The sequence below is a fragment of the Mesorhizobium sp. B2-5-13 genome (genome assembly GCF_006440535.1).
Taxonomy (GTDB): Bacteria; Pseudomonadota; Alphaproteobacteria; order Rhizobiales; family Rhizobiaceae; genus Mesorhizobium; species Mesorhizobium salmacidum.
This window is the reverse complement of the sequence record NZ_VFUI01000005.1, coordinates 301,131-321,729: the sequence shown is the minus strand read 5'-3', so window position 1 is coordinate 321,729 and position 20,599 is coordinate 301,131. Positions and strand designations below refer to the sequence as shown.

Annotated in this window: 20 protein-coding genes; 19 read left to right on the top strand and 1 reads right to left on the bottom strand. The window is 60.1% G+C overall.

Features of this window, described 5'->3' with window-relative positions; translation table 11 throughout:
- Positions 1 to 3: 3 nt before the first annotated feature.
- The gene (ugpC, locus tag FJ434_RS11970; protein WP_140747119.1) at positions 4 to 1,134 is read right to left on the bottom strand and encodes a sn-glycerol-3-phosphate ABC transporter ATP-binding protein UgpC; all 1,131 of its coding nucleotides are present in this window, start codon (positions 1,132 to 1,134) and stop codon (positions 4 to 6) included.
- An 88-nt stretch (positions 1,135 to 1,222) separates the two neighbouring features.
- On the opposite strand from ugpC, the gene FJ434_RS11965 reads away from it, so the two are divergent.
- The 19 genes from FJ434_RS11965 (at position 1,223) to FJ434_RS11880 (ending at position 20,251) form a co-directional block, all read left to right on the top strand.
- Complete coding sequence (locus FJ434_RS11965) at positions 1,223 to 2,071, top strand: sugar phosphate isomerase/epimerase family protein (RefSeq protein ID WP_181165897.1); 849 nt, start codon at positions 1,223 to 1,225, stop codon at positions 2,069 to 2,071.
- Between the two features lie 132 nt (positions 2,072 to 2,203).
- The gene (locus tag FJ434_RS11960) at positions 2,204 to 3,205 is read left to right on the top strand and encodes a LacI family DNA-binding transcriptional regulator (protein WP_181165896.1); all 1,002 of its coding nucleotides are present in this window, start codon (positions 2,204 to 2,206) and stop codon (positions 3,203 to 3,205) included.
- A gap of 15 nt (positions 3,206 to 3,220) precedes the next feature.
- Entirely contained in the window at positions 3,221 to 4,399 is a 1,179-nt protein-coding gene (locus FJ434_RS11955) for a Gfo/Idh/MocA family oxidoreductase (protein WP_140747110.1), read from the top strand.
- 53 nt (positions 4,400 to 4,452) lie between these two features.
- A complete protein-coding gene (locus tag FJ434_RS11950) occupies positions 4,453 to 5,976 on the top strand; it encodes an aldehyde dehydrogenase family protein (RefSeq protein WP_140747107.1) in 1,524 nt (507 codons plus the stop codon).
- 46 nt (positions 5,977 to 6,022) lie between these two features.
- Positions 6,023 to 7,306: an ABC transporter substrate-binding protein gene (locus tag FJ434_RS11945; protein ID WP_140747104.1), complete on the top strand. Its 1,284-nt coding sequence runs from the start codon at positions 6,023 to 6,025 to the stop codon at positions 7,304 to 7,306.
- Between the two features lie 86 nt (positions 7,307 to 7,392).
- A complete protein-coding gene (locus FJ434_RS11940) occupies positions 7,393 to 8,439 on the top strand; it encodes a sugar ABC transporter permease (protein WP_140747101.1) in 1,047 nt (348 codons plus the stop codon).
- The gene (locus FJ434_RS11935) at positions 8,439 to 9,299 is read left to right on the top strand and encodes a carbohydrate ABC transporter permease (protein ID WP_140747098.1); all 861 of its coding nucleotides are present in this window, start codon (positions 8,439 to 8,441) and stop codon (positions 9,297 to 9,299) included. The genes FJ434_RS11940 and FJ434_RS11935 overlap by 1 nt, the downstream gene beginning before the upstream one ends.
- Before the next feature lie 11 nt (positions 9,300 to 9,310).
- Positions 9,311 to 10,075, top strand: coding sequence for a 3-ketoacyl-ACP reductase (locus FJ434_RS11930; RefSeq protein WP_140747095.1), 765 nt, complete (start codon positions 9,311 to 9,313; stop codon positions 10,073 to 10,075).
- 1 nt (position 10,076) lies between these two features.
- On the top strand, positions 10,077 to 10,850 hold the full coding sequence (locus tag FJ434_RS11925) for an enoyl-CoA hydratase-related protein (protein ID WP_140747092.1): 774 nt from the start codon (positions 10,077 to 10,079) through the stop codon (positions 10,848 to 10,850).
- 17 nt (positions 10,851 to 10,867) lie between these two features.
- Positions 10,868 to 11,854 (top strand): D-erythronate dehydrogenase, encoded by a 987-nt coding sequence (gene denD, locus FJ434_RS11920; protein WP_140747089.1) that lies wholly within the window; start codon positions 10,868 to 10,870, stop codon positions 11,852 to 11,854.
- 32 nt (positions 11,855 to 11,886) lie between these two features.
- Entirely contained in the window at positions 11,887 to 13,149 is a 1,263-nt protein-coding gene (gene otnK / locus FJ434_RS11915) for a 3-oxo-tetronate kinase (protein ID WP_140747086.1), read from the top strand.
- Positions 13,146 to 13,808, top strand: coding sequence for a 3-oxo-tetronate 4-phosphate decarboxylase (gene otnC / locus FJ434_RS11910; RefSeq protein WP_140747083.1), 663 nt, complete (start codon positions 13,146 to 13,148; stop codon positions 13,806 to 13,808). Before otnK ends, otnC begins: the two co-directional genes overlap by 4 nt.
- Positions 13,809 to 14,365: 557 nt before the next feature.
- Entirely contained in the window at positions 14,366 to 14,521 is a 156-nt protein-coding gene (locus FJ434_RS29770) for a hypothetical protein (protein ID WP_181165895.1), read from the top strand.
- A 306-nt stretch (positions 14,522 to 14,827) separates the two neighbouring features.
- Positions 14,828 to 15,490 carry an XRE family transcriptional regulator gene (locus FJ434_RS11905; RefSeq protein WP_140747080.1) on the top strand — a complete coding sequence of 221 codons (663 nt, stop codon included), beginning with the start codon at positions 14,828 to 14,830 and terminating at the stop codon, positions 15,488 to 15,490.
- A 187-nt stretch (positions 15,491 to 15,677) separates the two neighbouring features.
- Positions 15,678 to 16,556 (top strand): ABC transporter substrate-binding protein, encoded by an 879-nt coding sequence (locus FJ434_RS11900; protein ID WP_181165894.1) that lies wholly within the window; start codon positions 15,678 to 15,680, stop codon positions 16,554 to 16,556.
- Between the two features lie 186 nt (positions 16,557 to 16,742).
- The gene (locus tag FJ434_RS11895; protein WP_140747214.1) at positions 16,743 to 17,513 is read left to right on the top strand and encodes an amino acid ABC transporter ATP-binding protein; all 771 of its coding nucleotides are present in this window, start codon (positions 16,743 to 16,745) and stop codon (positions 17,511 to 17,513) included.
- Complete coding sequence (locus FJ434_RS11890; protein WP_140747074.1) at positions 17,510 to 18,187, top strand: amino acid ABC transporter permease; 678 nt, start codon at positions 17,510 to 17,512, stop codon at positions 18,185 to 18,187. Before FJ434_RS11895 ends, FJ434_RS11890 begins: the two co-directional genes overlap by 4 nt.
- Positions 18,184 to 18,864 (top strand): amino acid ABC transporter permease, encoded by a 681-nt coding sequence (locus FJ434_RS11885; protein WP_140747071.1) that lies wholly within the window; start codon positions 18,184 to 18,186, stop codon positions 18,862 to 18,864. Before FJ434_RS11890 ends, FJ434_RS11885 begins: the two co-directional genes overlap by 4 nt.
- Positions 18,865 to 18,925: 61 nt before the next feature.
- The gene (locus FJ434_RS11880) at positions 18,926 to 20,251 is read left to right on the top strand and encodes an FAD-binding oxidoreductase (protein WP_140747068.1); all 1,326 of its coding nucleotides are present in this window, start codon (positions 18,926 to 18,928) and stop codon (positions 20,249 to 20,251) included.
- The last annotated feature ends 348 nt before the right edge of the window (positions 20,252 to 20,599 follow it).

Below are 20,599 nucleotides of genomic sequence, written 5' to 3'. Positions count from 1 at the left end.
GTTCTAGGCCGCGATGACAGGGGTCGCGGCGCGTCGATCCTGACGGTCGGCGATGTTCTGTTGGGTCGCGGGGTCAAACACGTGGATCTCTTCAGTAGCGATCGACAGGTTGACGGCTTGACCTGGTGACAGGCGCCGGAATGGGTCGACACGGGTCACTGTCATTTGCTTCTCGCCGAGGCGCACCTGAACGAGTTGTTCCGAGCCGAGAAGCTCGGTGATATCTACGTGGCCGGATGCGAAACTGCTTGAGCCGGCCCCATCGATGACGATGTGTTCAGGACGCAGGCCGAGCAGCGCGTTGGCACGTAGTGCCAGGACTGCCGCTTTCAAACGATCCGGCACAGGCATCTTAAGGTCACCGGCCGTGAAGAACGAGCGGTCCCCGATGGAGGTGATGCCGACCTCGATGATGTTCATAGGTGGCGAACCGATAAAGGTAGCGACAAAAATGTTCCTCGGGCGATGGTAAATGTCTTCGGGTGTTCCGGCCTGCTGGACCTCGCCGTTGGCCATCACAACGACGCGATCGCCGAGCGTCATGGCCTCGATCTGGTCATGGGTGACGTAGATAGATGTGGCGGTGATGCGGCTTTTAAGCCTTTTCAGCTCCTGCCTCATTTCCAAACGCAGCTTCGCGTCCAAATTTGAAAGCGGTTCGTCGAACAAAAAGAGTTTCGGATTCCGGACAAGGCAGCGGCCGAGCGCAACGCGCTGTTGCTGTCCGCCTGATAACTGGCGGGGTTTGCGGTCCAGCAATTTCCCGAGAGCCAAAACATCGGCGGCGCGTTTGATCTCGCTATCCACCTGCGCCTTCGGCATGCCGCGGTTTCGCAGTCCGAAGGCCATGTTGTCGTAAACGTTCATGTTCGGATACAGGGCGTAGTTCTGGAACACCATGGCGATGTCCCGCTGTGCGGGACTGAGGTGGTTTGCATGCTGTCCCCTAATAGACAGCTTGCCGGATGTGATGGTCTCGAGGCCGGCGACCATGCGAAGGGTAGTCGTCTTGCCGCACCCAGACGGCCCGACCAACACCACGAATTCGTCGTGCCCAAGAGAGAGGTCGATATCCTTCACGACTTGAACGGCGCCGTACGATTTGTTTATTCCGACGAGTTCCACGCCCTGCATCGGCCTTCTCCTCCGCAACCCAATTGCGCTTGACTACCTAAGGCGCGGCTTGTAATCGATTACAAAACACTTGTCTAGAGGCCATACATTGTCATTTCTCGAACGTGTTTCTTTCAGCCATGCGACATTCGGACCGAATGCGTCGTTCCGAACGTTTTTAGAGACCGTGGCTGAGACGGGTGCACGTGGCGTCGGTGTATGGACCGAACGGCTTGATGGCCTGTCGCCTGCTGCAGCGGGTGAGCTCATCCGGCACCACGGGCTCGCGATCAGCGGCGTGAACCGCGGAGGCTTCTTGACAGGTTCGACAAAGGAACAGCGCAACGCCGCGATCGACCAAACGCTGCGCCAGATCGAGGCGACGGCGGAATTGCACGCCGACACTCTGGTCATAGTTCCCGGCGGTCTGCAGCCCGATCTGAAGGATATTCGGGTGGCGCGGGACCAGGTGAAGGATGGAATAGCCCGCGTCGCGCCATTCGCGCGGGATCATGGCGTCCGTCTTGCAATCGAGCCATTCCACCCAGCTCTGTCGGCGCTGCGCGGCGTCGTGAATACACTCGACCTGGCTCTGGACCTCTGTGAGGATCATGGCGACCACGTCGGCGTCGTCACAGACATTTTCCACCTGTGGTGGGATCCCGGTGTCTATCAAGCCATTGGCCGTGCAGGCACGCGCATATTCGGCCATCATCTCTGTGACTGGAAACTGGACGCCGTCGATCCCGTCGCCGACCGAGCGGTGATGGGCGACGGAGTTGCTGACATCCCGGGGATCACGGCCGCGGTAATGGATGCGGGCTACTCCGGCTGGATGGAAATCGAGATATTTTCCAAAAATGACCTATGGACCATGGGGCCCTCAGCTATTGCCTCGCGATGCCTCGAACGGGCGCGAGAGTGTCTTGATGAGGCGGAGAAGATGCGAAAAATTTGACCTTTCGGGCGCTGTTGCCTTTGAGTGGGCGATCGTTCGAAACCTGATGAGGTCGATGTGGTCGGGAGTGTCGCAGGGAAAATGGTGCGCAAGAGAGCGCCAAGGAACAACGGGGGGCAACAGCAACCTCGTTTGGCCGACGTCGCCAAGGCGGCGCGGGTAAGCACGGCTACAGTTTCACGCGTCATGAACACGCCTGAGATCGTGACCGACGAGATTAAGGAGCGGGTGCTCAGCGCGATTCAGAAGCTCAAATGGGTGCCGAACGCGACAGCCAAATCGCTCAGGACGAGCCGCACACACACAGTAGGGGCAATTATGCCCACCCTCGACCACCAGAATTTCGCCCGGATCGTCCAGTCTCTCCAGACGACCATGGCGGTCGAGAAATATGAGCTGCTGGTGGGCGTCACCTACTACAACCGCGAGGTCGCGACACAGCAGGCACGCGCCATGGTCGACAAGGGCGTGGAGGCACTCGTACTTGTCGGCGCCGATCATCCTGATGAGCTGATGAAACTGCTCGAGGAGAAAGGCATCCCATTCGTGCTGTTGTATGTAGCGCCGGGCAGCGCTCCTGGCCGCAATGTCATCGGCTACAACAACTACCAGGCCTTTGTGACCATTACCGAGCACCTGCTGTCGCTCGGCCACAGCGCCTTCGGTCTGATAGCCCAGGATACCTCGTTCAACGATCGAGCGCGCGCCCGTCAGGAGGGTGTTCGCACGACGCTTGCTGAGCGAGGCATCGCCATCCGCCCACGCCATTTTATCGAGGGCGAATGGAAATTCGAGGACGGCATGAAAGCCTTCGAGAAGATTATGCGCACCGATGATCCGCCCACGGCCATCATTTGCGGCAACGATTATCTGGCCATTGGATGCATGCTCAAGGCGCGCGAGATGGGCATCGATATCCCGGGTGATGTCTCGATCACCGGATTCGACGATATCGATTTGGCGCGACTTCTGCAGCCGGGCATCACCACCATGAAGGTTCCTGACGAACTGGTCGGTGAAATGGCAGGCCGTTTTTTCATCGACGTGCTGCGCGGCAAGGGCGGGCAGCTGGGCGAAGTGCCGCCCCCGGAACTCATCATGCGCGGGTCCACCTCCCGCCCGAAACCGAGTTAATCAGGAGCATTACAGATGGTCTACAAACTTGCCTCGGATCTAGACCTGGGACCGCGCTTGCCGATCGGAATGGTCGGCGGCGGCCGGGGATCGTTTTTTGCACCCTATCACCGTGCCGCGCTTCGCCTCAGCGGCCGCTGGGAGCTTGTCGCCGGCGTGTTCTCGTCTGAGCGTTCTAGGTCGCTCGAAGCGGGCACCGCGCTCGGCGTGGCTGCCGATCGCAACTATGAGACAGTTGCCGATCTCGCCCGGGCAGAAGCGGCGCGCAGCGACGGCATCCGGGCGGCGTGCGTTGTCACGCCTAACCATCTGCATTTTGATGCCTGCAAGACGCTGATGGAGAACGGCCTCGGCGTGATCTGCGATAAGCCGTTGGTTAACTCCTTGGAGGAAGCACGCGAATTGCAGCGGCTGGCCGCGAAGAGCGGTGTGTTTTTCGGGATGACGTACACCTATTGCGGCTATCCAATGGTGCGTGAGGCTCGCCAGTTGGTCGCAGAGGGCGCGATTGGACGCGTGAAATTCGTTTATGTCGAGTATCTGCAGGAGTGGCTCGCCGACAAACCCGAGAATCTCGGCGCGAAGGCCGGCGGCTGGCGTACGGATCCACAGAAAGCTGGACCGACAGGCACGCTCGGCGATGTCGGCACACACGCCTTCAACCTGGCGGAATTTGTCTGCAGCGCGAAGGTCAACCAGCTGTCGGCCAATCTAACGACGATCGTCGAAGGTCGTTCGCTCGACGATAACGATATCGTGCAGCTGCGTTTCGACGCTGGCTTTTCTGGGCTCCTTTGGGCGACTCAGGCTGCGCCCGGGCATCGCAACGGTCTCCGTATCAAGGTTGTAGGGTCGACAGGTTCGGTCGAGTGGCACCAGGAAGCACCAGAGACGCTTCGTCTCGGTGAACTCGCTCAAGCCGATCGGACACTTCACAGGGGGCAGCGGATCATGACTACAGCCGGGGCGACGCAGACGACACTCCCCGCAGGCAATCCTGAAGGCTACCATGAAGCCCTCGCAATCCTCTACAGCGACTTCGCGGATGCCATCGAGGCACCTGGCTCAGTCCCGCTCTTTCCGGCTCCAGGCTTGGAAGAGGGTGTACGCGGCGTGGCACTGTGCGACGTCGCCATCCGATCAAATTCCACCGACGGGAGTTGGCTTGCATTAGACAATCAAGATTCTCGTTGACAATCTTCTGTAATCGATTACAGATGCGCGAACGAAACGGGTGATCCTGGTCCATGAATGCACATCCTTCCACGCTATACGCTCTTCCCGACTCGCCCCGCGATTTCAGCCTGCTGATAGACGGATCGCTGATACCCGTATCCGACCGCGAGCCGATCGACCGGACCAGTCCGGCGCATCGTCGTTTGGTCAGCCGGTATCCCAGAGCAACCCCTGCTGACACCGATCGTGCCGTAGCGGCGGCCAAAACGGCCTTCGAGACGACCGACTGGGCGACTATGCCTGGCGCCGCACGCGCGCGATTGATCCTCAAGGTCGCAGAACTGATCCGCGAGCATAAAGCTGAGCTCGCTCAGATCGAGGCTTTGGAGGGCGGCAAACCCGTCTCCGCGATCGAAGGCGAGATCGATGTCTCGGTCGATCTTTGGGAGTATGCTGCGACCTTGGCGCGCCATGCCTATGGCGACGCTTACGACACCCTCGGAAAGGACACGATGGGGTTGGTTTTGCGCCAGCCGATCGGCGTCGTGGCCATGATCACTCCGTGGAACTTCCCGCTTCTTATCCTAAGCCAGAAGCTGCCTTTCGCGCTGGCTCTCGGATGCACCGCTGTGGTCAAGCCGAGCGAACTGACATCGGGCACGGCCCTCCTGTTGGGTGAGCTTCTTCAAAAAGCCGGCCTGCCAGCCGGGGTCGTCAACATCCTCGCCGGCGCCGGCTCGACGATTGGCATGCAGCTGTGCTCGCATCCCGACGTTGCGATGGTCTCGTTCACCGGTTCTACCGAGGTCGGGAAGACAATCAGCAAGGCCGCAGCGGACACGCTAAAGCGCGTCTCCCTCGAGCTCGGCGGCAAGGCCGCACATATCGTCTTTGCCGATGCTGATCTCGACGCGGCCGCCGACAAGGTCGCTTTCGGCATCTTGCACAACGCGGGGCAGTGCTGTGTGAGCGGCACTCGGCTGCTCGTGCAGCGCTCCGTAGCAAAGCAGTTCAGCCAAGCTGTAGCGGCCCAGATCAAATCCGTTCGCATTGGCGATCCGCTGGACCCGGCCGTTAAGGTCGGCCCGGTTATTTCCAAGCAGCAATACGAAACCATCGGCAGCTACATCGCGATCGGCAAGGAAGAGAACGCGACCTTGATGTTGGGTGGGACTCAGATCCTGCATTACGGCGGCGTAGATGGCTATTTCGTCGAGCCCACGATCTTTACTGATGTCACCCCAGATATGCGCATTGCGCAGGAAGAGATCTTCGGGCCGGTCCTTTCCATCATCCCGTTCGACACCGTCGACGAGGCGCTCGAGATCGCAAACAGCACGATCTACGGCCTTGCGTCCGGCGTGTGGACCTCGAACCTCGACACGGCTTTCAAATGCGCGCGGGGACTGCGATCGGGGACCGTCGAGGTCAACACGTACATCGCCGGTGCACCTGAGCTGCCCCTGGTGGGCCACCGTCAGAGCGGCGTGGGTCACGAGAAGGGTCGCTTCGCGGTCGAAGAGTTCACCGAACTCAAAACGGTCCAACTGCAGTTCGGCCCGCTGACCGATCGGTGGGTCCCCAAGGCTAACTAACAGTCAACATGAAGAGCGCTGCGGCGCCAAAGAAGGAGGAGTGAACATGCACTGGAATGTCAACAGACGTTCGTTATTGAAGACAAGCGCCGCACTAGCAGCCACTGCTGCATTCTCAGGACTTGCCGGGCGGTCTGCGATGGCCGCCGACAAGCTCGAAATTTTCTCTTGGTGGACGTCGGGTGGCGAGTCAGCGGCTCTCCAGACCCTGATCGACGGCTTCAAGGAGCACTATCCTTCCACGGAAATCACGAACGCTGCCGTGGCCGGCGGCGGCGGCACAAATGCACTCCCGGTGCTCCAGGCGCGCTTGGCTGGCGGTACCCCACCCGACACTTGGCAGGGCAACAGCGGCACAGCCTTCTTCAACTCCTATGCCGATCCCGGCTACATCGACGACGTCACGGACCTTTATAAGTCCGAGGGATGGGAAAAGACCATGTCGCCAGGCGTCCTCGACCTCGTCCGGAAAAATGGAAAATACTATGCCGTGATGGTCGGCGCTCATCGCTGTAACGAAGTGTGGTTCAACAAGCCTTTGCTGGCCAAGAACGGCATCGAGATCGGCGACTCCCTATCTTTCGACCAGTTCTTTGCCGCGGCCGAGAAACTGAGGGCGGCCGGCGTGAATGCCCTCGCGGTCGGCGACAACGGCATCTGGGCCAACATGCGGATGCTCGAGAACACATTCAACGGCGTGCTCGGCTATGAGCAGACCGTGCAGCTTTGGGATGGCAAGCTGGCCTTCAACTCGCCACAGATGAAGGAAGCCTACAAGATCCACCTTCGCATGCTCGATTACCAGAACCCGGACCACTCCGCACTGAGCTGGGACCAGGCCGTCAAGAAGGTGATCGAAGGCAGTTCCGCCTTCACCATGATGGGCGACTGGTCATACGGCGAGTTCGCCAAGGCTGGCGCCAAGGACGGTGTGGACTTCGGCTGGGTCAGCCATCCCGGCACGGAAGACATCTTCATCATCGTGACCGACGGTTTCCCGATTGCCAAGGACGCGCCAAATCCGGAGTCGGCCCGCAATTGGCTGAAGGTCATGGGTGACCCAAAGGTTCAGCTGGCCTTCAGCCTGAAGAAGGGCTCTGTGGCCACGCGCCTTGACGTCGACAAATCCACCCTACCCCCCTATCTCCAGTGGTCGTTCGAGAAGTTCGCGAAGAATAAGTTCACGGGCTCGAGCGTCAACGGCGAGCAGGTGCCGCCATCGTTCAACCAGAGCTCCTTTGATGCTTTGACTACCTTCGTGGTGGACAAGAACATCGATGCCTTCGCTGACAATATGCAGGCAGCGTTCGACGCCATTCCCAAGACGTAACGTCGCTGGGCCGCGTCCCTGTCTCCACCCGGGACTCGGCCCCCGCATTCCAGCAGCAACGACGCGCACAGTGCGGAACCCTAAATATGAGCACGTTTGATACTTTCACGCCCGAATTCCAGGTTGCGCCGGGAAGACCCGCGCACCGGTGGACCGCCGTTGGCGAGAAGCTGCAGACCGCACTGCTGATCGCTCCGGTCATCGTGACGACGCTGGTCTTCGTTTATCTCTTTATCATCCTGACCGTCCTGATCTCACTGTCTGACTGGTCCGTGGTGAATTTGGGGGGCGGCTTCAGCACGCCGTTGTTCAAGAACTATCATGCGCTTTTCGCCAATCCGCGTTTTCAGATTGATCTGCGCAACACCGTCATTTTCACGGTGCTGTTCCTAACGGGCTCTGTCGGCCTGGGGCTCATCTTGGCGCTCCTCATCAACCGCAACTTGCCCGGCAAAGGTTTCTTCCGCTCGGTCTTCCTGTTCCCGTATGCCATCTCGTTCATTGTCACGGGGGTGGCGTGGCGCTGGATCTTCAATCCGGAGACAGGCGTGAACGTCCTGATCAACCTGACGGGCATCAACTCGGTGCTGGCTGCGGCGGGCATGGGTCCCTTCAAGCCTGGCTGGCTGACCGACCCCACTGTCCTTGCCCCCCTGAACGACACACTGGGCGGCATCTTTCCTTTTCTTGAGACCATCCAGCTTAAGCTCGGCGTCCCCGTAGCCTTGATCGCAGTCGCGATCGCCGCATCATGGCAACTCGCTGGCTTTGCCATGGCGACATTTCTTGCGGGGCTTGCGACCATCCCTTCGCATATCAAGGAGGCTGCGGCGATCGACAATGCTAGCGGATGGACCTACTTCCGGAAGATAACCTGGCCCATGCTTGCGCCATTCACCGTGATCAATCTGGTGATCCTCGGCCACGTCTCCCTCAAAATCTTCGATCTGGTGTATGTCATGTCCGGTCCTGGACCGGGCTTTGCGACGGACGTGCCAGGCATCTTTGTTTTCGAAACCACTTTCCGTTCCTTGAGATATGGGGTCGGAGCCGCTGGCTCGGTGGTCATGCTCGCAATGGTGGCGGTGATTGTTGTCCCGTACCTGATCCGCACAATGCCGGACGACAAGTGATGTCAGCGCACGCACTTCAGACAGGGCAAGACGGCAACATTGCGCAGGTAGTTCGCCGTGGACTCACGTATGCCCTCCTCATTGCGCTCTCGGCGTTCTTTCTAATGCCGGTCTACATGTTGTTCGTGAACGGCCTTAAATCTGCCCGGGATGTGTCCGTGTCCGACATGTGGTCGCTGCCCCGCACCATAGGCCTCGGGGGATTTGCAGAGGCATGGGAGAAGCTCGGGCCGTCGTTCCAAAATAGCTTGATCATGACCGGGACCGCGACGATCGTCTCCTGCCTGATTGGCTCGCTTACCGCTTACATCCTGACCCTGTGGGGCGTGAGGTTCTCGCGCTGGATCTCGGTGCTCATCATCTTTGGTATGTTTATCCCCTACCAAAGCATCATCATCCCGCTGACTTTCTTGGCGCAGAAGCTCGGCCTTTACGGGACCTTGACAGGACTGATCATCGTGCACGTCATTTACGGGCAATCCGTCAATATCCTCGTGTTCGGAAACTACTACAGGACTATCCCAAAAGCCCTTATCGAGGCTGCAAAGGTCGACGGCGCCGGTATCTTGAAGACCTATTTCAAGATCATCGTGCCACTTTCGGCACCTGGCTTCGTGGTGGCCGGCATCTTCCAATTCACGAACATCTGGAATGACTTCCTGTTTGGCGTAATCCTGGTACCGAACCCAGCGGCCCAACCCGTGACCGTCGCCCTGTCGAACCTGTCCGGTAACTATTCGGTCGACTGGAACGTCGTCATGGCGGGTGCAATCGTCGCGGCTCTGCCCACGATCCTGATCTACCTGGTGCTTGGCCGCTACTTTGTGCAGGGCCTGACGTCCGGCTCCGTAAAATCGTGAAGGATGCCGACATGCCAGGAATCGCAATTGTAACGGGCGGCCGGCGCGGGATCGGCCGTGCGATCGCTCAGTGTCTCGCGCGGCGCGGACAGGGCGTACTCGTGGTCGATCTTGAGAATGACGCGTCCGCCGAAGAGACGGTGTCACTACTCAAGGAAAGCGGCGTCCCGGCCGCGTTCATGGCCGCCGACGTTGGCGACGAAGCGCGCCACGAGGCCATCCTGAACGCGGCCGGTGAACTGGGGACACTCACGACCCTAGTGAACAATGCGGGAGTATCTTCCACGGTGCGGGGAGACATGCTCGACCTCCCCGTCGAAAGTCTCGACCGTGCGCTGCGCATCAACCTTCGGGCACCTTTTCTGCTCAGTCAGGCGTTCAGTAAGCGGCTGATCCGGCGCAAGGCCGCTGATACACACTTTTGCTCCATCGTGAACATCACGTCGGTCAACGTCGAGATCCTCGGCGTCAACCGGCCCGACTACTGTATCACCAAGACTGGCCTCTCCATGGCGACCCGCCTGTTCGCGGCGCGCCTCGCGGAGGAAAAGATCCATGCTTACGAGGTAAGGCCGGGGATCACGATGACGGAAATGACCCAACCATCACGAGAGAAATATGATCGCGTGATCGAGGAGGGCTTGGTTCCCATGCGCAGATGGGGCGAGCCGGAGGATGTAGGGGAAGCGGTGGCGAGCCTCGCGTCCGGCGCATTCAAGTTTTCAACTGGCGACGCGGTCTGGGTCGACGGCGGCCTCCACCTGTACAGGCTCTGACATGGACCAGCATCTGCTCGAAGAGACACGAACCGATGGGGTATTGCTCCTGCGGCTCAACCGGCCGCAGCGCCGTAACGCGCTCACGAAGCAACTCGTGCTTGATATCTCCCAGGCGCTTGCGAAGGCCGCGTCCTCCAGCGCCACACGCGCGGTGATTATCACCGGCGATGAGCGTGCATTCTCGGCCGGAGCCGACATCCTTGAAGTGAACGAAAGAGGCATTGCTGCCATTCTCGATGAAGAGAGGTTGGTGGCTTGGCGGGCGATCGAGACATTTCCGAAGCCCTTGATCGCGGCGGTCCGTGGTTTTGCCTACGGCGCTGGCAATGAACTCGCGATGATCTGTGACCTTGTGGTCGCAGGAACCAGTGCGCAGTTCGGCCAACCGGAGGTCAAGATCGGGGGTATGGCTGGTGACGGGGGTACGCAGCGATTACCTCGCCTCGTGGGCCGGCAGATCGCCACCAAGATGCTGCTGACCGGCGCCCCGCTTTCAGCCCAAGAGGCCAAACAAGCAGGATTGGTCTGTGACGTAGTCGGGGACGACCTCGTCGTGCAGACGGCGATCGAACTTGCGAGTGCGATCGCTGCCAACGCGCCGCTCTCGATCGCCGTGACCAAGTCGCTGATCCGACGTGTTGATGAAGGGGGATTGGCCGACGGCATTCGCTGGGAACGCGATGGCTTGCTTAGGGTCTTTCAGTCGGAAGACCGGGTCGAAGGTATGACGGCATTCGCTGAAAAGCGCCGTCCGACCTGGTCCGGGCGCTAAACATACGGGATGATGCCATGCATGCAATGATCATCGGGGCGGCCGGCATGATCGGTCGCAAGTTGAGCGATCGGTTGGTTCAAGAAGGAGCGGTGGGCGGAGCCGCAATCACCCAGCTTTCGTTGGTTGACGTGGTGCCGCCGGTGAGCGTGGAACTCACCGGCGCAGCGGTAGATTGCATCACTTCGGATCTTTCGCAGGCTGGCGCGGCCGCAAGCTTGGCTGCGTCACGCCCGGATGTAATCTTCCATCTGGCAGCGATCGTCTCTAGCGATGCGGAAGCAAATTTCGAGAAGGGCTATCGCATCAACCTTGATGGCACCCGGTTACTTTTCGAAGCGATCCGACTCGAAGGCGAGAAGCGTGCATACCGACCCCGGGTCGTCTTCACATCTTCGCTCGCCGTCTTTGGCCAACCGTTGCCTGACGAGATTCCGGATGACTTTGTCCTTGCGCCGCTTTCCAGCTACGGGACACAGAAGGCGATCTGTGAGCTGCTTTTGGCGGATTATTCCCGGCGCGGCTTCTTCGACGGTATCGCGCTTCGTCTCCCGACCATTTGCGTCCGGCCCGGCAAGCCGAACAAGGCGGCATCAGGCTTCTACTCGGGAATCATCCGCGAGCCGTTGGCTGGCCAGCCTTCAGTGCTGCCTGTGCCGAGAACGTTACGGCACTGGTTCGCAAGCCCGCGTTCCGCTATCACCGCCTTGGTCCATGCCGCAGCGATCGACCTCAAGACGCTCGGAGCACGTCGAAGCATAAATCTCCCCGGCGTATCGGCGACAGTGGGCGACCAGATCGACGCGTTGCGCCGCGTCGCGGGGGACGGCGCGGTGGACCTGATCCGAGAAGAGCCGGACCCCGCCGTCTTCGAGATCGTGTCGTCATGGCCTCGGGGTTTCACTGCAACCCGCGCGAAGGATCTGGGTTTCGCCGCCGAAACCTCGATGGACGAGATCATCCACGTTCATATCGAGGACGAGCTCGGCGGCACCTTAAACTGAACAGACTTCACTTCTGATATCTGGGAAATTTCATGCTTCTCGGCTGTATAGCAGACGATTTCACCGGTGCGACTGACTTGGCGAGCATGCTCGTCGAGGAAGGGATGAAGACCATCCAGTTCATCGGCGTGCCCACCAAGGCGCACCTGGACGCCGCGCGAGGCTATGATGCAGTTGTTGTCGCCCTGAAGTCGCGCACCACGCCGGTCGCCGAAGCGGTCGCCCTCTCTCGGCACGCCCTGGATTGGCTGCGCGAAGCAGGTGCAGAGCAGATATTCTTCAAATACTGCTCGACCTTCGACTCTACGCCGGACGGCAATATCGGCCCGGTCGCGGACGTGCTGGCCACGGAAATCGGCGCGTCGATTACCGTGGTCAGCCCGGCTCTGCCCGCAAACGGCCGGACAGTTTACAAGGGTCATCTGTTCGTCGGCGATCAGCCCCTTGACGAGTCGGGGATGCGCGATCACCCACTCACGCCTATGACCGATAGTAGCCTGATACGGCTCCTGGCGGCGCAAACGCCTGCGAGAGTTGACCTCGTCGAGCACGGAACGGTGCGGCAGGGGAGAGGGGCCATTCGCGCTCGCCTCGACGCCATGGCCGACATCGGCGTTCGGTACGCCGTCACCGATGCGATTGTCGACGCCGACTTGGTTGAAATTGGAGCCGCCTGCGCTGGGTTGAAACTCGTCAGCGGCGGTTCCGGTCTTGGGCTCGGTATCGCTCGCAACCTGTCGTCGTCCAAGGGTTCAGGCGCGATGAAGGCTGCAATTAACGGACCAGCTGCGGTTATATCCGGCAGCTGCTCGCTGGCGACAAATCGGCAAGTGGCTCTCATGCAAGCAAATGGCCTGCCGACGTATCGGATCGACCCGCTGGCCTTGGCGAAGGACTCTGATGCCGTCGTCTACGATTTCCTGGACTGGGCCGCGCCACAGCTGGGTGATGCGCCGATACTGGTCTATGCGACTGCGACGCCGGACAAGGTTCGCCAGGTCCAACAGGAATTGGGAGTTGCCGCCTCAGGGCAGCTAGTCGAGTCGACGTTGGCGCGCATCGCGAAGGAGCTTGTGGAGCGTGGTGTGCGCCGGCTAATCGTCGCAGGTGGCGAAACGTCTGGCGCCGTTGTAGGGGCGCTGGGGATCGACGCCTTGGCGATCGGCGCAACGATTGCCCCTGGGGTGCCCTGGACGATCGCAGACGTTGACGGTTCAAAAGTGGCGCTGGCGCTTAAGTCCGGAAATTTCGGGCCGGTTGATTTCTTCTTATCAGCTTGGAAGAAGCTGTTATGAGCAGTGTTGTGCCATCTCGCGAACGGGCTCTCACTAACGCCCGCGACGGCATCATGAGCCATGCCCAGAGCCTGTTCACACGCGGCCTGACTGCGGGCAGCAGTGGCAACCTCAGCGTTCGCGTCGAGGGCGGCTACGTCGTAACGCCTACCAATGCTTCTCTGGGAGCTTTGGACCCGGCACGGCTCAGTGTCGTCGACTTCGCAGGTAAGCTGGTGGAGGGCGACGCTCCTTCCAAAGAGACCGTGCTCCATCTGGCCATGTACGGCGCGCGGCCGCAGTGTGTGGCGATCGTTCACCTTCATGCGACACACTCCGCGGCAGTGTCGTGCATGTGCGGTCTGCCGGAAGATGACTGCTTACCGCCGCTTACACCGTACTTTGTTATGAAAATCGGCAAGCTGCCATTGCTCAGGTATCGCCGACCTGGTGACCCAGCATTAGCCCCTGACATTCGCGCAGCGGCTGTGCGCGGCCCGGCCGTTCTTCTTGCGAACCATGGTCCGCTCGTCTCCGGTAAAAGTCTTGAAGCGGCAGTCTATGCGATCGAGGAACTTGAGGAGACAGCTAGGCTTTTTCTGCTTTTGCGGGGATCAAAGACTCAGCCCCTAAATACTGACCAAATCGAGGAGCTCCGGGCGACTTTCGGGGAGCCATGACCGCCCTTGCTTCTTGGCCCGACATTCCCAACAATGCCGCCTCGCTGGCCTTCGTCCCCGTGCCGACGATAACAGCATCGTGTCGGCGCACCAGGCCGCGCTCTCGGTCGCCTATGGGGCGTTGCTGTTCTTCCTCGTCTACCCCGTTGCCACGTTTGTTCTCGTGCGCCCTTTATCGACTCTTTTGTAGGATAAGGTAGAGACACGCCTTGCATTGAACACTAGCCCTTCTCCTGGTCCGAAGGTTCGCCAGACCATACGAGATCATACGAAGGATACGGGTTGGCTAGCCATCCGGTAAGCCATTGAAATTCACACCCTCGGCGACTAACATAATCGTTATTTATCAGTGGCTTATGAAGCGGTTCGCCAAAGTTGATTCAAGGAGCGGGTCCGGCCACTAGTGCAATCGCATTTGCCGTCTACGGAATGCCGCTTTGCGCCTAATATCGGACGTTAACCTAACCTTCTGTTTCATCGGGAAGCGGACATTTCGGAACCGAACAGAGGCAACGCCGGTCCTGCCGAACGCAGACGCAGGGCAAGTGCTTCGCGGCGTGACCACGCTCGTCAACAGCAAGTCGATGCTGACCGACGAGTGTGCGATGGGCAGCCATCTCAAGCAAAAATGCGAGGTGTACTGTGTGACCGGTGAGCCGAGCCCGCTGCGCGACAGCATCGATGAAGACGCCCGGTATCGCCGATCCCGGTGATCGCTCGAGGCCGGCGGCCTGCAGTGCTTCTGCGACGCGCTGTGTGGTTAGGAATTCGCACACCGGCCCAATTCCGGATGGCTGTGCAGGTCGTGCCGCGTCAGCTCGGGGACGAGATCAGCTTATCATGGCGAGTATGCACCTTGCACTCCGTTATCGAGAATCGGCGTCGCTTGCCGTTCCGGGCTGCTTACGATATTCACTAAAGTGAATGACGTCACTATCCTGGCCTGCGCCGTCGGATAGCCTGGGGAGCGGCGCACCTGCGTCCGGCGAACTCGGGATTGCATAAGAAGGTTCGGTACAATGAAGGCCACGAAGACGGATGCGGAGCAGATCGCGGCCATGACGCCCCGATCTGAATCCATTGCCGAAGCTGTTTCTACCAGCGCCGTCTCTCTTGGCGAACGGGTGCGCAGCCTCAGGACGGCGCGCGATCTGACGATTGCCGAACTCGCTCAGCGCGCCGGGCTGTCATCCGGCATCATCAGTCAGATCGAGCGTGGACGATCAAACCCTTCGATCCGCACGCTACAGCTGCTGCGGGCAGCCCTCGGGATGAATCTGTGGGAGTTTCTCGAACGACCGGGCAGGGCTGTGACCGTAAGTGGCGCCGAACGGGAGATTCCTGACTTCATATGCCGCAAATCTCAGCGCCAAACGTTGGTTGTCGGCAAGACCAAGCTTGTCAAAGAGCTGCTTTCGCCACGGAACGACCAGAACCTGCGCTTCATGATTGTGACGCTGCCCTCAGGCAGCGAAAGCGAGGATGTGCTGCAAAGTCCGGGGCAGAAAGGTGGTTACATGCTGTCCGGGCGCGCACGCCTACAGGTTGGCGACCGCTCAGGCGATCTGGAGGAGGGCGACAGTTTTCAGTTTCCCGCCGATATTTCCCACAAGATCGACAATCCTTATGAAGAGCCCGCGCAGGTGATGTGGATCATGAGCATCCTGGATGCGCATCTCTAAGGCTTTGCTGCGGACCCCATCAATGCAGTGATACGGAGGCGTTGCATCAACGTTCACTCTATGCAACAAAATGAACCTGTCAGCATTATGGTGAACCAAGGAGGCTAAAATGCCCGCGAATGGGACCGGTACTCAAGTTTCTCGCCGTGATTTTCTCCGACACACAATTGTCATCGGCGCCGGCTTGATGGCCGCGCCGCTGCTCAGCCGAAGTGCTTTGGCGGCGGCGCCCAAGTTCAAGACGGCTGAAGACGGCTTCATCACCATCGCCATGAGCGGCGCGATGCCGATGACCGGGTATGAAGGCGGCAAGTTGATGGGCAGCGACGCCGAGATGATCGCCGCAATCGCCAACAAGCTTGGCCTCGCCGTAAAGCCGGCGATCATGCAGTGGTCCGCGACGATCGAGGCGATCAAGTCCGGCCGTGCCGACATCATGGTCGGCAACATGTCATGGACGCCGAAGCGGGCGGACGCCATGCTGTTGACAGACGCCATCTACTACGCCGGCAACCTCGCCACGATGCGCGCGGATATGCCCTTCAAGGACTCGATCGGTATCGCGGACTTCAAGGGCTACAGCCTGGGCACCAGTGTCGGGTACAATTTCGTCCCCGATCTCAAGAAGATCCCCGACACCAAAGAAGTGAAGCTCTACGATACGGACGACGCGGCGATCCGCGACGTGCAGGCTGGGCGCCTCGACTTTGCCTTCCTCGACGGTCCGGAAGTCGACTACATGGTGCTAAAGAATGGCGACCTGAAGCTGAAGCAAGTGCCGCTCCGCTCGACGGAAGGCTATCCGCTCCTAACGGACAAGGGTATTGCTGTGATGGGCATGAGTCTCGACAACCCTGATCTCTTCGATGCATTCAATGCCGGCGTGAAGTGGCTGTGGTCTTCCAAGACCAACGGCACGATCCTGACGAAGAACGGCATGACGAGTCCCGATTACCTTGTGGCGCCGCAGGCAAATCCGCGTATTGGCGTCGACCGGGATGAAAGCGGCAAGATTCTCGGAGCGGCCGCGCACACGCCGAAGGATTTCTCGTCGCTGTTCGGATGAATTTGCGCGCGCTCGCGGCTGGTGGGCCGATGGGTCCGCTGGCCGTTGCGCATCGGGGCTGTCCGTCAATGCCTTCGCTGCGGTCGATGACATGCCGGACGAGAGGAAATTACGCCCATGCATGACGCAGTTCAGGTAACCGCGGCAATCGAAGGCGCAACGGGAGGGACTGCTTGGGATCAGGCTATCGTCAGGATCGAAGGACTCCGCAAGTGCTATGGCGCCCTTGAGGTTCTGAAGGATATCAATCTCGACGTCATGCGCGGCGAGAAGATCTCCATTATCGGCCCAAGCGGCTCCGGCAAGACGACCCTGCTCCGCTGCATCAACTGGATCGAGAAGCCAAGCGGAGGCCACGTTTACATTGACGGCAACCTCATCGGTGAAAAGCTTGTGGGTGGCCGCCACGTCGCAATGGACGACCGCGAGCTTGCACGCCTTCGGGTTGGCACGGGCATGGTCTTTCAACGTTTCAACCTGTTCCCACACCTGACCGCGCTGCAGAACATTACGATCGGGCCGCGCAAGGTGCTCAAGATGCCGGCGACCGAGGCCGAAGCCGGGGCGATGACGCTGTTGGATAAGGTCGGACTGACGGCCAAGCGAGACGCCTATCCCGAAATGCTGTCGGGCGGCCAGCAGCAGCGCGTCGCGATTGCGCGCGCATTGGCGATGCGCCCGAAAGTCATGCTGTTCGATGAAGCGACGTCGGCGCTTGATCCCGAGTTAATCGGCGAGGTCCTTGCCGTCATGCGGCAACTCGCCGGGGAGGGCATGACGATGATCATCGTCACCCACGAGATGAAGTTCGCGGAAGAGATTTCGGACCGCGTGATCTTCATGGATCATGGAGTGGTAGTTGAGCAAGGCAAGCCCGAGCAGTTGTTCCGCTCGCCGGCTCAGCAGCGAACGCAGACTTTCCTGCGTGCCGTCCTTGGCCGACAGGCTTACCAATGACGGAGACGGACTGGGCCGCGGCCATCGCGCATCTTCCTCATTTCCTCGGTGCTTTGCTGACCGGGGCGGTAATGACCGTCATTGTCACGGTCGGCGGGTTTGTCGGATCGATCGCCCTGGGTGTTTTGTTCGGTGCGTTCTCGACCTCGCAGATGAAGCTGCTGCGTGCCGTTGCCCATCTCTACGTCGAGATATTCCGCGGCCTGCCATTGCTGACATTGCTGTTCATCATCTTCTTCGGATTGGCGAGGGTCGGCATTAGGCTTGACCCGATCTCCGCTGCAATCGTCGGTTTCAGCATCAATGGCGGCGCCTATCTTTCGGAAGTATTCCGCGCCGGCATCGAGTCGGTTCACGCTGGCCAGAGCGAGGCCGCTCTCTCAATCGGCATGACGCGAATGACGGCGTTCCGCTACATAATCCTGCCGCAAGCCATCCGCGTGGTTCTGCCGCCGCTCGCCAATTTTGCCATAGGTCTGCTCAAGGACACGTCACTTGCGTCTGCGGTAGCGGCGCCGGAGATGATGTTCAACGCCGGCAAGCTAGTGTCCGAAACCTTCTTCGCGACGGAGGTGTACCTGTTGGTAGCGACGATCTATCTGTGCATGAGTTTGCCGCTGTCCTTCGTTACCCGAATGCTTGAGCGCAGGATGCGCCAGGGAAGCGCGCAATGAGTCTCGCCGAGCTTCAGGCTATTGCTGCCGACTGGACGCCCCAGCTCCTGGCGGCAGCAGGCTACACGCTCAAGATGACCGCGGTGGCCTACATTATCGGCGCCGTCGCTGGCCTGCTCCTTGCCTTGGCGAGGCTGTCGCAGCGCCGCGTCATCTCGCTGCCTGCCCTGGTCTATATCGAGTTCATCCGTGGCACGCCGACCCTCACGCAGCTCTTCCTGGTGTATTTCAGCCTTGCACTGGTCGGCATTGTCCTTCCCGCGTTTGAAGCCGCCGTGATAGCCCTAGGCCTACACTATGCGGCCTACATGGCGGAGACCTATCGCGCGGGTATCGAGGCCATTCATCGCGGACAGCATGAAGCCGCGCAGGCGATCGGAATGACCCGCGCGGAGACGATGCGCTACATCATCTTGCCGCAGTCCCTGCGGATCATTCTGCCGCCGATGGGCAATTCCGCCATATCGCTGATGAAAGACACGTCTGTCGCTTCTCTCATCTCAGCACCCGAGTTGATGTTGCGGGCGCATGATCTCACCAGCGAATACTATATGCCAATGCAGCTCTACCTCATCGTCGGCGCAATGTATCTCATCATGACCTATCCCCTTTCGATGGCGGTTCGCCACCTAGAGCGCATGGCGGGGAAGGGTCGCCTATCCGGAAGGCGCCGATGACGGTCGATATCCCTGTTTGGACGGGCCGAACGCTCCGGCGGCGAGAAAGGTTTCACCCATAATGTCGCCTACAGTCCTGCGCATTCCCAGCGATGACGTTCTTCCGGTCGCGGTGGATGCCGTCGTGATTGGCGGCGGCATTGTCGGTTCGGCCGCAGCCTACTTTCTCGCCAAGCGCGGCATCTCCGTCGCCCTGATCGAGAAGGGGCATGTTGGCGCAGAGCAATCGTCCCGCAACTGGGGTTGGTGCCGCCAACAGAACCGCGACGAGCGCGAACTGCCGCTGGCGGGCATATCCATGCAGTTATGGGACGAACTGAGGCAAGAGACAGGCCGCGATCTCGGCTTCCGGCGATGCGGCCTCGTCTATGTGACGAACGATCCTCGTCAGTTGGCAGAATGGGACCACTGGCGCACGACGGCCGCGCGCCAGTTCGAGGTGAATACACGAATGCTGTCAGGCGCTGAAGCGACCGCTGCGACGGCCGGAACCGGCCGCAACTGGCTGGGCGGCGTTCATTCGATCGACGACGGAAAGGCGGAGCCGTCGCTTGCCGCTCCGATCCTCGCCGAGGCGGCGCGTGGCGCCGGCGCGAAGATCATCCAGAATTGCGCTGCTCGGGGACTCGACATCAGCAAAGGCCGGGTCACCGGCGTGGTGACGGAACGCGGGTTGATCAAGGCCGATGCAGTGCTCTGTGCCGGCGGGGCGTGGGCTTCCGCCTTCTGCCGCCGCCATGGGATCTCCTTCCCGCAGGCCAGCGTGCGGCAAACCATCCTGCGGACCAAGCCGGCACCGAAGTTGCCCGAGGCGGTCTATACACCGGACTGCGCGCTCACCCGTCGGCTCGACGGAAGCTACACGATGGCGATCAGCGGAAAGGCGACGCTTGAGATCACGCCGCAAGGGCTGCGCCACGCGCGGTCTTTTCTGCCGATGTTCAAGCAGCGCCTGAAATCGATCGAGATCGGCATCGGCCGCTCGTTCTTTTCGGGACCGGAGGCGATCGGAAACTGGCGCCTCGACGCGGAGACGCCGTTCGAGCGCGCACGCGTTCTAGATCCGGTGCCGAACCCCCGTACCGTCGCCAAGATCCTCACACGAGCCAGGGGCCTTTATCCTGTGCTGGCCGGCGTGGACGTCGCCGAGAGCTGGGGCGGTTTCGTCGATTGCACACCCGATGCCGTTCCGGTCATCTCACCGGTCGAGGCTCTGAAGGGCTTCTTCCTGGCCGCGGGTTTCAGCGGCCATGGCTTCGGAATCGGTCCCGCGGCCGGCAAACTCGCCGCCAATCTCGTTGCCAACGATGTCCCGATTGTCGATCCCAGACCGTTTCGTCTCTCGCGACTGTTGGACGGCTCGAAGGCCGAGGTTGGCGCGGTCTGATGCCATGCGAAGGGACGAAAGCGCTGATCTTGAGCATCGCGAGAGTCTTGAGGTCTGCCGCTCAGGCGACGCCGAGAAAGCGTCAGCCCTCCTTTACGCGCATATTATTCATGCCTGCGAGTCTTTGCTCATGGCCTAAAAGCGGGAAGTGAGAAAGGTGCAACATCGCGCAATCCTGAATCACAGCGATTTCGGCAAGGCGCATTGCGTCGAACCGATCGAAGATGAACCAAGATATGGTGTATTGGAGCGGCGAAGCCTGCCGATGAACCGCGCGCGGCTGCGGGACCATACGGAACGATACGGGAAGAGTTGCTGAATTGGTCCACGAAAAGACCAATGAAATCA

Excerpts from the sequence above, each read along its gene's own strand:
- ugpC (WP_140747119.1), bottom strand. The coding sequence starts at position 1,134 with ATGCAGGGCGTGGAACTCGTCGGAATAAACAAATCGTACGGCGCCGTT.
- FJ434_RS11955 (WP_140747110.1), top strand. The coding sequence starts at position 3,221 with ATGGTCTACAAACTTGCCTCGGATCTAGACCTGGGACCGCGCTTGCCG.
- FJ434_RS11950 (WP_140747107.1), top strand. The coding sequence starts at position 4,453 with ATGAATGCACATCCTTCCACGCTATACGCTCTTCCCGACTCGCCCCGC.
- FJ434_RS11945 (WP_140747104.1), top strand. The coding sequence starts at position 6,023 with ATGCACTGGAATGTCAACAGACGTTCGTTATTGAAGACAAGCGCCGCA.
- FJ434_RS11940 (WP_140747101.1), top strand. The coding sequence starts at position 7,393 with ATGAGCACGTTTGATACTTTCACGCCCGAATTCCAGGTTGCGCCGGGA.
- FJ434_RS11935 (WP_140747098.1), top strand. The coding sequence starts at position 8,439 with ATGTCAGCGCACGCACTTCAGACAGGGCAAGACGGCAACATTGCGCAG.
- FJ434_RS11930 (WP_140747095.1), top strand. The coding sequence starts at position 9,311 with ATGCCAGGAATCGCAATTGTAACGGGCGGCCGGCGCGGGATCGGCCGT.
- FJ434_RS11925 (WP_140747092.1), top strand. The coding sequence starts at position 10,077 with ATGGACCAGCATCTGCTCGAAGAGACACGAACCGATGGGGTATTGCTC.
- denD (WP_140747089.1), top strand. The coding sequence starts at position 10,868 with ATGCATGCAATGATCATCGGGGCGGCCGGCATGATCGGTCGCAAGTTG.
- otnK (WP_140747086.1), top strand. The coding sequence starts at position 11,887 with ATGCTTCTCGGCTGTATAGCAGACGATTTCACCGGTGCGACTGACTTG.
- otnC (WP_140747083.1), top strand. The coding sequence starts at position 13,146 with ATGAGCAGTGTTGTGCCATCTCGCGAACGGGCTCTCACTAACGCCCGC.
- FJ434_RS11905 (WP_140747080.1), top strand. The coding sequence starts at position 14,828 with ATGAAGGCCACGAAGACGGATGCGGAGCAGATCGCGGCCATGACGCCC.
- FJ434_RS11900 (WP_181165894.1), top strand. The coding sequence starts at position 15,678 with ATGGCCGCGCCGCTGCTCAGCCGAAGTGCTTTGGCGGCGGCGCCCAAG.
- FJ434_RS11890 (WP_140747074.1), top strand. The coding sequence starts at position 17,510 with ATGACGGAGACGGACTGGGCCGCGGCCATCGCGCATCTTCCTCATTTC.
- FJ434_RS11885 (WP_140747071.1), top strand. The coding sequence starts at position 18,184 with ATGAGTCTCGCCGAGCTTCAGGCTATTGCTGCCGACTGGACGCCCCAG.
- FJ434_RS11880 (WP_140747068.1), top strand. The coding sequence starts at position 18,926 with ATGTCGCCTACAGTCCTGCGCATTCCCAGCGATGACGTTCTTCCGGTC.